A 9,464-nucleotide genomic window follows, 5' to 3' on the forward strand; every position below is an offset into this window, starting at 1 on the left:
ACCACACTCGGCACACGAAGAGAAGAAATGGCTCGCGATCACTCTCAAGTGGTCACGAGCCATTCGCGTGTCAGGATCGAATGCCGTCCCCGATACGTCGATCCCGCCAATAGAATTTGCGATCATGGTCATTGATCGCACGTACGACCCGGCATGGCGATCCGAAGGCCACCGAATCGGTGGGAATGTCCTTCGTGACCAGACTGCATGCGCCGATGACAGAATTGTCGCCTATGGTGACGCCTGGAAGCACGGTCACATTGGCTCCGATCCACACATTGCTACCGATGTGGATTGGCTCAGAGAACTGGGCAGGTTCGACCCTGCGGCGCAGATCCGGGTCAATCGGGTGGCCGGTCGTCACAAGAGTGACGTTCGGCCCGAGCATCGTATAGTCGCCGATGAAGATTTCGCCGTCGTCGACGAGCGTGAGGTTGAAGTTCGCGTACACATGGTCGCCCAGATGCGTCGAGCATCCCCAATTCGCATGCAGTGGAGGTTCGATCCATACGCCTTCGCCCATCGAACCGAAATAGGATTTCAGTAGCTTCTTGCGCTTGGGATCGTCGGCATGCAGGGCGTTGATATCGTACAGCAGGTCACGTTGCTCACGTTGGGCGACGCCCATCGTCCTCTCGTCCCAGAAGTACACTCCCGGGGAATGCATGATGTCGAATACCTGCTGTGGCACGGTCATGGTCGCTCCTGTCGTCGGTTCCGGCTTCCATGCCGGAGACTGCACTCATGATATCCGTCATTCGATCCGTCGTCTTGCCATCATGCGGAAGACGATGTACCCGGCAGCCAACACGACGGCGAATCCGAGGAACGATGCGACGGAGAACACCATGACGAACCATCCGAACTGGTCAAGCGGCGTCCAGGAGAGATACCAGTCGCCTGTGATCGCCGTGCACGCCTCGCCTGCGGAGCATGTGCCCCGATACAGAAGTATCAGGGTCGCGAGCAGCGGAATCGGCGTAAGGGAGCATATCAGCGGGAACAGCGCAGCACGCCATGGTCGTCTGCAGGTTTCTGCCCGTGATGCATACACGCCGTTAGCGACCAACAGCACCGGCGGGATGAAGAAGTTGATCATCAACGCAGCGGCCATAGTGTATCTGCCGTCAAAGAGGATGCTCGCTAATACAGATGCCAGAAACAGAGCGTACGTAAGACCGACCAAGATCACGCATGCGGTCGACCGGACGTCTCGGATGCCTGTACGAGTGTTCACGATCCACCTCCATCTGGTCTGGTCTTGGGCCCTTGCCCCATTGTGACGGAATGTTCTGATAAGTCACGGCAGGAATGTGGTGCAGCGCGGCGAGTGGAACATCCCATATGCGCCATAGCCGGAAAGTCGTATGCACACGAACGGCACATCGTTTCCAAGAAACTCTCAGGAATCACGCATGGGGCGTTGAATACGATGCGGTTATATGGAATCACAGCCACACAGGCGGTGATAATTGAACCTTTCTTCTTCTCTTCTTCCTCTCTCCGAGATGAGCCCGGCCCAATCCGCCGGGCTCATCTCGTTTCGCATACCTTTGACGGCCCCACGACCGGTTCCCGGGATTCCGGAACCGCATTCCCATGCGATTCGCAGCCCACACGGACGATCCGTTGAAGTTCGCGATGTTGTATATGAATCAACGACCACAAACGATAACGAAAAGGCGGTGATGACCAGAGCGCGAACCCAAATCCCTTCTTCTTCCTCTCTCCTTGAAGCCCGGCCTGATCAGCTGGGCTTTCTCGTCGTTGCGGTCAGCCCATCCAGAACGTCTCATCCCTATTCCCCATGATGTTCACCGTGGGTGAAACACCGGAATGATTCATCACCGTGGGAATTGAGGGAAGTGAAAGGCGAAGGTGAGAGCCTCGGGAGAGGTTCCGGAACCGGCCACGATATCCATCGTGCGAACGCCGCCACGGCAGGCGGCGCGAGGTGCGACGGTAGCCAAGCCGCGTTCCCTCCTAGTCAAGGAGTACCGATTATGGCAATGTTTCCGGCTTTGATGAATGACACGATGTTCTCTGATCTGTTCGATGACCCGTTCTTCGAGGGGTGGCGCAACACGGACAGCGGCATGAGCGCCGTCATGCCCGCCAACATGATGTCCACCGACGTGCGCGAGACCGACAAGGGCTACGACGTCGACATTGACATGCCCGGCATGAAGAAGGAAGACATCAACCTCGAGCTCAACAACGGATACCTGACCGTGTCCGCCACCCGCAGCGGCGAGCATGAGGACAAGAGCGATGACGCCCAGTCCGAGAACGGTAAGTGGCTGCGTCGCGAACGCTACGCGGGTTCCTGCTCTCGCAGCTTCTACGTCGGCGATCAGGTCAAGGAATCCGACATCCATGCCTCGTACAACAACGGCACGCTGTGCGTTCAGGTTCCGAAGATGCAGGCCGCCCCGCAGGTCGAGTCCAAGCACCAGATCGCCATCGAGGGCTGACGCCTCGACGCGACATCGGCTCGCGCAGACCGCACAGGCACGCCGCCCGTCTATACGTCCCGACCGGATTGAGTCGACGGACGACGGGAAACAAAGCCTAGCCTGAAAGGCGCCCTCACGACTTCCCGACAAGTCGTGAGGGCGCCTTTCGTTTTGCATTGTTTCAATGCGACTGCACGATTAACGACTACTTGAGCAGCCTCAGCTCGCCGAGCTTGTTCCTGATGTCGGTCGACGACGGTTCGACCTGGAACGCGCCGTCGGGGTAGAGGACGACAGGGATGTGCATCTGCCCGCTGATCGCCACCGCCTTGTCCGCGGCACCCTCCTCGCTCTCCAGATCATGCCAGACGTATTCGGCGCCGAACTCCTGCAGCGCTGCTTTCGCGCGCTTGCAGTCGCCGCACCAATCCGCTCCATACACTTCGATGGCCATGCCCGAGCTCCTTTTCTTGACGATTACATAAGCCAGTCGTCCCCGTCAGATGCGCGGGAACACGATCAACACGCTACATATAAGAAACGGCCCCGACTCTGGTAAAGTCGAGGCCAAAGAAATTCATACACAGAAATTCATACACAGCGAGTGTACCACGTACTGGTAATACGTGCTCGTGACCGTGGAGTGTTGGGCCAGTCCGCCACGAAAATCCGCCCCCTCGGGTCCACCGTCGCGTCGTCCAATAAACACGCGCCGAGCTCGGCGGTGTCGCTCGTTGTAGAGCATCCTCAACAGACCTCGCGGACAGCAGATGGCATAAACGGGCTGGCCGACATCTCACACAAGACGCTCCGCGGGGATTCGCCGCCGTCGTGGGAAAAAGACAAAAAACTGGTAATGGCACCCACCAAAGTGAAGCGAGGCGACCGATCGACCGACCGACGTCACAGTCCATTGAGTGATCATTCACTTCGCGAGCTCTTGCCTTCCTCGCAAGGGCTCGTTCGCTCCGCTCCCTCCTCTCCCTCCCTCAATCACAGACACGAACCCGCCGCCAGCGTGGTGCAGCTGGTCTGCAGCTTACGATTCGTTGTTGTAGTTGCACGTTGATTGATGGTCGTTGGTTGGTTAGTCATTCATTAATTGGTTGCTGTACTTCTTACACGCGTACCTGCTTCCGCATGCCAGATCCAGTTCCTTCCAGCTCATTCGGCCATGGCACTTTTACGCACTTTCGCGGTGCGCCGCTCCTCCAGCAGCCGGTAGATGGTGGATCGGCTGACGTGCATCAGCTCCGCGATCTGTCTGACGGTCAGCGTCTTCGAGTCGTACAGGCGATGAATCTCGTCGATCCGCCTCTCGTCGAGCTTCGCCGGACGGCCGCCGGTGCGGCCGCGCGCACGGGCAGCCTCTAGTCCGGCCTGCGTCCTCTCGCGGATCAGATCACGCTCGAACTGCGACAGCGCGGCGAAGATGTTGAACGTGAGCATGCCGCCGGGCGTGGTCGTGTCGATCGCCTCGGTCAGGCTTACGAATCCGACGCCCAGCTTCTGGAACCGGTTCATCATCTCGACGAGGTTCTGCACGCTACGACCCAGACGGTCCAGCCGCCAGACGACGACCACGTCCCCTTCGCGCAGCAGCTCGATCATGTGGTCGAGTTCCGGGCGATGAGCCTTCACACCCGATGCGGTGTCAATGAAGATCCGATCACACCCGGCCTGCTCGAGCGCGTCGATCTGCAGATCCGCGTTCTGGCCCGCAGTGCTCACCCTGGCATATCCGAATCGCTTTTCCATGCCACCGAACGTACCATAACCCGACAAGTTCGATGAGTTTTGGGACATTGATTTTGGAACGGGTTTTGAGAATCCTTCACACGGCGTTTCGGCGACATCGCGATGCGGCTCCGAAATCGTATCGAAAACGACCGTTTTCGGGAATCGTAGAGGGGAATCGTCGACCTTCCGCATGACCGCCGGCACGGCATCGTCGCGAACCAGAAACCAAACTGGGAACGTAGATTCTCAAGAAACTTTCAGACTGCACCCATGATGCGTTGAACATCATGCGGTTATATATGAATCACGGCCACAACAGACCGCGATAACTGAATCCCTTCTTTCTTCTCTCTCCTTTCTTTTCCTTGAAAGCCCGGCCCACCGGCCGGGCTTTTCGTTTCCCCGTGCATCAGGACATCAGGCAACCGGCTCACGGGCAACCGGCCACGGGCGACCGGCGAATCAGAGTCCGCGATGCTTCAGGTCCGCGACCATCCCCACGTAGAACTCGCGCACGTCGAATCCGGGGATGTTCTCGCGGTCCAGGTCGATCATGTCCGCGTGGGAGATGCCGCGGTTTCCGGTCGGCTCGACCCAGACGAAGTCGTCGCCCCACGGGAACGACGGTCGGGAGACGAGTCCGTCGTTGGGCCCGTCGAACCATTTGACCAGCGGATAGGTGAAGTTCAGCGGGAACTTGCCTGTGGTGGCATGCAGCAGGCGTGATCCTACGCTGCGGCAGACGATGCCCGGGAACGACCCCAGCCCGATCTCGCGGTTGATGCGCGCGCATCCGGACTGCGTGAGATCCCGCACCGCGGCCATGAAGTCCGGGTTCGGGTCGCCGAGCCTGGCGGCGGCCGCGTTGTACGTGGCCTCGACACGGCGCCTCGCGCCGTCCGGGACCTTGGAGAGCAGGTAGTCGGCGAATCCGCAGCCGCGATGAGGGGTGTTGATGGTGGTCAGCGACGCGACGAGCCTGCCGACCCCCTCGCGCGCGATCGCCCAACGCATGTCCAGCCCGCCCTTGGAGTGGGCGATGACGTTCACCTTCCCACACCCGGTTTCGTCGACGATCCGGCGGATACGCGCGGCGAGCTCCCGACCGGCGTCCTCGACCGACGCCGCCGACTGATGGCCTCCGTAATATACGGTCGCACCATTGCGTTCCAGTTCGCCGGGGATGCGTCCCCAGTAGTTGAACACCTTCGAGTCGCGGAAGAAGACACCGTGCACCAGCAGGATCGGATATCGAGTGGCGCACACACGATAGGCCGCGCGGGAGGCGTCGAGCCGTTCCTTGTCGTCCTCGAACCGGACCTCCTCACGGCATGTGCGGATGATCAGCCGCAGCGCAACGAGGTTTGCGATGGGTATCCACCCGCAGATGACGCCGATGACGCGGATCTTCAGCCCCAGCTGGACGCTGGTCAGATAGACGGCGATGATGCCGATCCAGAAGACGATCGATTCCACGACGATCACGGACAGCACGATGGCGGCCCATGCCGGCCAGTCGTGCGGGATCATCGCGAACGCCGCAGCGACCAGCCCGACGGTCGCGATCAGCGTCGTCCACCAGAAGACCAGCAGCAGCCAGACTCCGATGTTCAGCGCCCGCAGTCTGCCGTGCATCCGAAATGAGGGGGAAGGGGGTTGCGCGTTCATGACCGTCCTCCAATCATCCGACCGTTCCCGATTTCCAAGTGTAGGAGCGCTGGCGTTGTCCGGTTGATTGATATGCGGCCAAATCCGCGCCCTCCGCCTGTCGCCCGCACGACGGCACGATGTCCCAGTGTGGTAATTATTTAATTAAATATTTATTTATTTAATTAAATAATTACCACACACCGTACCGTTACCGGAATCAAAGGAAACGTCCACCTGAAGCCGATCGGCCGCGCAGGCTCGCACGCCATACTCGTCAGCACTCATAAGTCATCGCCTCCGCCTTGAACAGGCCATAGCATCTTCGTATGCGTCGCCTCTTGTGGCGACCGAAGCCCCGTGCTTACATGGTCCTCAACGACGGAGGGGGCCGCCGTTGCGCCGCCATCGCGTACGGCGGTAGGGGAATGACTCACGTAAAGGAGGTTCATGATGGTGTTCACGACATTGGATTTCGCCGAGGCGTATCTGCTGAAGACCGAGGTGAGGACCTCTGCGTCCATGCCCGATGCGTATCACGGCGACGACGGATGGAAGTCGTCGGACGGGCCGATCGCCTCATACCAGCATCACGACGAGCTACGGTAGCTCGGTACCGCGGCAGCGCGACGACGAAACGCCTTCCGCACACTTCTGTTCCTGCAAAAAGGCCGGCACGGATCCCTGATCCGCTGCCGGCCTACATAATTAATTAAATAAATATTTAATTAATTATCGAAATACCACGATTCCACCGAGCCTCACCGCTCGCCGATGTACTTGGAGAGCGCGTTCTCGATGACCTCCTGCATCTTCATGCCATGCTCGATCGCGTACACCTTGGCGGCGGCGCGGGTCTTGGCGTGCAGACGGATGGAGGTCATGACCAACGGGTTCTCATCGTCGGTTGGGGCGTCGTCCTTGCGGAACACGTCCTGGATCTCCTTGATCTCTCGATCTTCGGACGCCGGCTTGTACGCCTTCATGTTGCCTTTCACTGATTGACCTCCTTGGTGAGCTCGGTGAGCACGTCACCGTATTCGTACAGTTTGGTGGGATTCCAGCCCAGGGACTTCTTGATCTCCTGACGCTTGTGCACCACGGCTTCGAACCGAGGGGTGTCGTTACTCTCGAGCGCCGTCATCGTGTCCTTGAATGCGGTGGTGCCGATCTCGGCGCGCACGAGCAGTGCCGCCGCCGGCACCTTGCCGTCGACCGCCTGCAGCGTCGCCCATGCCTGCTGCAGATCGATCGGGGAGTCCGACGTCGGGACGATGACGAAGTCGGCCACCTCGATCGCCTTCTCGAGCACACGGCCGGACGGCGGCGCGTCGACGAAGCACCATTCGCCGGCCTCAGGCCTGAGTCGGCCGAGCGTCGACAGGTTCGCCGGCGCGACGTCGAAGGGCAGTGGGTCGTGGTTGTCGTCGGCGAGGTCGGCCCACAGGCTTGCGGACGATTGCGGATCGGCGTCGAGCACTCTGGCGTCAAGCCCTCGCATGGTAGCCGCCGCGGCGAGGTAGATGGCCGTGGTGGTCTTGGCGACTCCGCCCTTGGCATTCGCGATGGTGATCTTCACGGACGCCCCTTTCAATAATTAATTAATTATTTAATTAATTATCAGAATAACACAGCGCGGCCGATCAAACGGCGGACGGAACCACGGACGAGAACACTTGACTTGCATGCAAGTAAAATGTTTGATGGTCCTGTCAACACATCCACCGACAGTCGCAACGAAAGGGCGAGCGTCACGCAAGCCGCGACAGGAACAGAGCAGGCCATGACCACCGCAACCCAGATCCCACTGCCGCCGCTCCAGTCCTTGGAGCCGAACCCGAAGCAGGCCACCCACGATCGCGGCGACTTGTCCGACCGCCTGATGGCACCGAGATAGTGGTATCCGGTCGAAGGCGCAATCAACGGTGCCATATATCTGATGACGGGCATCCTCTTCACGCAGGAATCCATTCAAGGCCCTGAGTTCAGCGCATATCTGCACCGAATAATATGAGTCTTCGCCAGTTTGTGTGGTGGGGTGTTGGGCCTCGGCGTCTTCGCCGGGGCTTTTTCGTGTGTGGGATATGAGAGGGGCGTTCTCCTGTATGGTTTGTTTCCGCCAAGAAATGTAGAACCGGAACAAGGGAACGCCTGTGCCAACCATATCAGCCGGCGCGCTCAAGCGCATGCTGCACCTGCCCGCCAACGTCGTGGTCTCCACGCCCCGCGTCGAGGACGACCCGCGTGGCGGGAGCGTCGTCATCGTGCCGGTGCGCCCGCACGCGGGCGATATGGACCGGTGCGCCAGATGCGGCGGGCATGGCCGGCCGTACGACCGGCTGGGCGTGCGGCGCTGGCGCCACCTCGACCTCGGGTGCGCGCGCCTGCTGTTGGAGTACGCGCCCCGGCGCGTCACGTGCCGCGAGCACGGGGTGACGGTCGCGATGGCGCCGTGGGCGCGCAGGAAAAGCGCGTACACGCGCGACTTCGAGCAGCAGATCGCCTGGCTGAGCGTGCACGCGCCCAGAAGCGCCGTGTCGGCGCTGATGCGCATCGACTGGAAGAGCGTGGGCCCCGTGTGCAGGAGGGTCGCCGACGACCTGCGGGCCGAACAGGGGGCGGGCCTGTTCGATGGTCTGCGCTCCATCGGCGTGGACGAGACCAGCTACCGCAAGGGCCACAGGTACATGACCGTGGTCGTCGACCACGACCGCGGCAGGGTCGTATGGATGCACGAGGGGCACGGCGAGAAGGTGTTCGACCTGTTCTTCGAGACGCTCGCCGAGGAGCAGCGCGCCTCCATCCGGGTGATCACCGGCGACGGGGCGCGGTGGATCGACGAGTGCGCGTTCCGCTGGTGCCCGCGGGCCGAACGCATCCTCGACGGGTTCCATATCGTGTCCTGGGCGACCGACGCGCTCGACAAGGTCCGCACCGCCGCATGGCGCGAGGCCAGAAAGGCCGGCACGGCCCGAAAAGGCGCGAAGGATCCGGTCAAGGGCGCGCGTTGGGCGTTGCTGAAGAACGAGGACGACCTGACCGCCGGGCAGAAGGCGCAACTGGAATGCATCGCCAACACCAACGAGACCCTCTGGGAGGCGTACAAGCTCAAGGAACGCCTGCGCATGATCCTCAAGCAGACCGCCGACACGGCCGACCCCCTGGCGCCAATGGGCCGCCGACGCGTCCCTGTCCGGCATCCCCGGATTCGTCCAGCTCGGCGAGAAGATCGCCAGGCGCCACTTCGACATCCTCACAACCATCCGCAGCGGACTGTCCAACGCCAGGCTCGAGGCCGTGAACAACAAGATCAAGACCACCATCAAGATCGGCTACGGCTACCGCAACCTCGACAACCTCATCAGCCTCGTCATGCTCAAATGCGGCGGACTCAACCTCACACTCCCCGGACGCCAATAACCAGCAGGCACAACCAACGACTCACACCCACACAAACACCCGAAGAGCCTAATATTGTCTGCGTTGATCATGGAAGCCTGCCTGACGTTGGCTCATGTGAGCAACGCGCTGTCGAAATGGCGCAAGCAGCAGATAGGGACGGAGTTCACGTTTGACATCACCATGGGAGGCCTCCGGCCCCGCAATACGGTCATGAAAATA

The 9,464-nt window shown here is 60.5% G+C and carries 10 protein-coding genes and 1 pseudogene; 4 read left to right on the top strand and 7 right to left on the bottom strand.

Annotated elements, in window-relative coordinates; translation table 11 throughout:
* Window positions 1-70: 70 nt before the first annotated feature.
* Together BW11_RS11295 and BW11_RS11300 are read right to left on the bottom strand one after the other, a co-directional pair.
* A complete protein-coding gene (locus BW11_RS11295) occupies window positions 71-667 on the bottom strand; it encodes a sugar O-acetyltransferase (RefSeq protein WP_238549709.1) in 597 nt (198 codons plus the stop codon).
* 87 nt (window positions 668-754) lie between these two features.
* The gene (locus tag BW11_RS11300) at window positions 755-1,237 is read right to left on the bottom strand and encodes a hypothetical protein (protein ID WP_052119344.1); all 483 of its coding nucleotides are present in this window, start codon (window positions 1,235-1,237) and stop codon (window positions 755-757) included.
* A 766-nt stretch (window positions 1,238-2,003) separates the two neighbouring features.
* On the opposite strand from BW11_RS11300, the gene BW11_RS11305 reads away from it, so the two are divergent.
* On the top strand, window positions 2,004-2,474 hold the full coding sequence (locus BW11_RS11305) for an Hsp20/alpha crystallin family protein (RefSeq protein ID WP_043167748.1): 471 nt from the start codon (window positions 2,004-2,006) through the stop codon (window positions 2,472-2,474).
* A 187-nt stretch (window positions 2,475-2,661) separates the two neighbouring features.
* Here BW11_RS11305 and BW11_RS11310 read toward each other — a convergent pair whose 3' ends face one another.
* The 3 genes from BW11_RS11310 to BW11_RS11320 all read right to left on the bottom strand — a co-directional run bounded on the left by BW11_RS11310 (window position 2,662) and on the right by BW11_RS11320 (window position 5,831).
* Window positions 2,662-2,910: a mycoredoxin gene (locus tag BW11_RS11310; RefSeq protein ID WP_043167746.1), complete on the bottom strand. Its 249-nt coding sequence runs from the start codon at window positions 2,908-2,910 to the stop codon at window positions 2,662-2,664.
* A 710-nt stretch (window positions 2,911-3,620) separates the two neighbouring features.
* The gene (locus BW11_RS11315) at window positions 3,621-4,214 is read right to left on the bottom strand and encodes a recombinase family protein (RefSeq protein ID WP_043167744.1); all 594 of its coding nucleotides are present in this window, start codon (window positions 4,212-4,214) and stop codon (window positions 3,621-3,623) included.
* Window positions 4,215-4,658: 444 nt separating this feature from the next.
* Complete coding sequence (locus BW11_RS11320) at window positions 4,659-5,831, bottom strand: triacylglycerol lipase (RefSeq protein WP_140445851.1); 1,173 nt, start codon at window positions 5,829-5,831, stop codon at window positions 4,659-4,661.
* 462 nt (window positions 5,832-6,293) lie between these two features.
* Between BW11_RS11320 and BW11_RS11630 the strand changes: the two genes are divergently transcribed.
* Window positions 6,294-6,452, top strand: a complete 159-nt coding sequence (locus tag BW11_RS11630; RefSeq protein WP_181162625.1) for a hypothetical protein — start codon at window positions 6,294-6,296, stop codon at window positions 6,450-6,452.
* Between the two features lie 152 nt (window positions 6,453-6,604).
* Here BW11_RS11630 and BW11_RS11325 read toward each other — a convergent pair whose 3' ends face one another.
* Together BW11_RS11325 and BW11_RS11330 are read right to left on the bottom strand one after the other, a co-directional pair.
* Window positions 6,605-6,841: a hypothetical protein gene (locus BW11_RS11325; RefSeq protein WP_107042474.1), complete on the bottom strand. Its 237-nt coding sequence runs from the start codon at window positions 6,839-6,841 to the stop codon at window positions 6,605-6,607.
* On the bottom strand, window positions 6,838-7,422 hold the full coding sequence (locus BW11_RS11330; RefSeq protein ID WP_140445850.1) for a ParA family protein: 585 nt from the start codon (window positions 7,420-7,422) through the stop codon (window positions 6,838-6,840). Before BW11_RS11330 ends, BW11_RS11325 begins: the two co-directional genes overlap by 4 nt.
* A gap of 712 nt (window positions 7,423-8,134) precedes the next feature.
* On the opposite strand from BW11_RS11330, the pseudogene BW11_RS11945 reads away from it, so the two are divergent.
* Together BW11_RS11945 and BW11_RS11950 are read left to right on the top strand one after the other, a co-directional pair.
* Window positions 8,135-8,929: pseudogene (locus BW11_RS11945) on the top strand (transposase); the annotation flags it as partial.
* Window positions 8,930-9,041: 112 nt separating this feature from the next.
* Window positions 9,042-9,263: a transposase gene (locus BW11_RS11950; protein WP_258184685.1), complete on the top strand. Its 222-nt coding sequence runs from the start codon at window positions 9,042-9,044 to the stop codon at window positions 9,261-9,263.
* Window positions 9,264-9,464 lie beyond the last annotated feature (201 nt).

This window comes from Bifidobacterium sp. UTCIF-38 (assembly GCF_006454495.1).
GTDB lineage: Bacteria > Actinomycetota > Actinomycetes > Actinomycetales > Bifidobacteriaceae > Bifidobacterium > Bifidobacterium callitrichos.

Coding starts and splice junctions, on each gene's coding strand:
- BW11_RS11295 (WP_238549709.1), bottom strand. CDS start 667: ATGCATTCCCCGGGAGTGTACTTCTGGGACGAGAGGACGATGGGCGTC.
- BW11_RS11305 (WP_043167748.1), top strand. CDS start 2,004: ATGGCAATGTTTCCGGCTTTGATGAATGACACGATGTTCTCTGATCTG.
- BW11_RS11310 (WP_043167746.1), bottom strand. CDS start 2,910: ATGGCCATCGAAGTGTATGGAGCGGATTGGTGCGGCGACTGCAAGCGC.
- BW11_RS11315 (WP_043167744.1), bottom strand. CDS start 4,214: ATGGAAAAGCGATTCGGATATGCCAGGGTGAGCACTGCGGGCCAGAAC.
- BW11_RS11320 (WP_140445851.1), bottom strand. CDS start 5,831: ATGCACGGCAGACTGCGGGCGCTGAACATCGGAGTCTGGCTGCTGCTG.
- BW11_RS11630 (WP_181162625.1), top strand. CDS start 6,294: ATGATGGTGTTCACGACATTGGATTTCGCCGAGGCGTATCTGCTGAAG.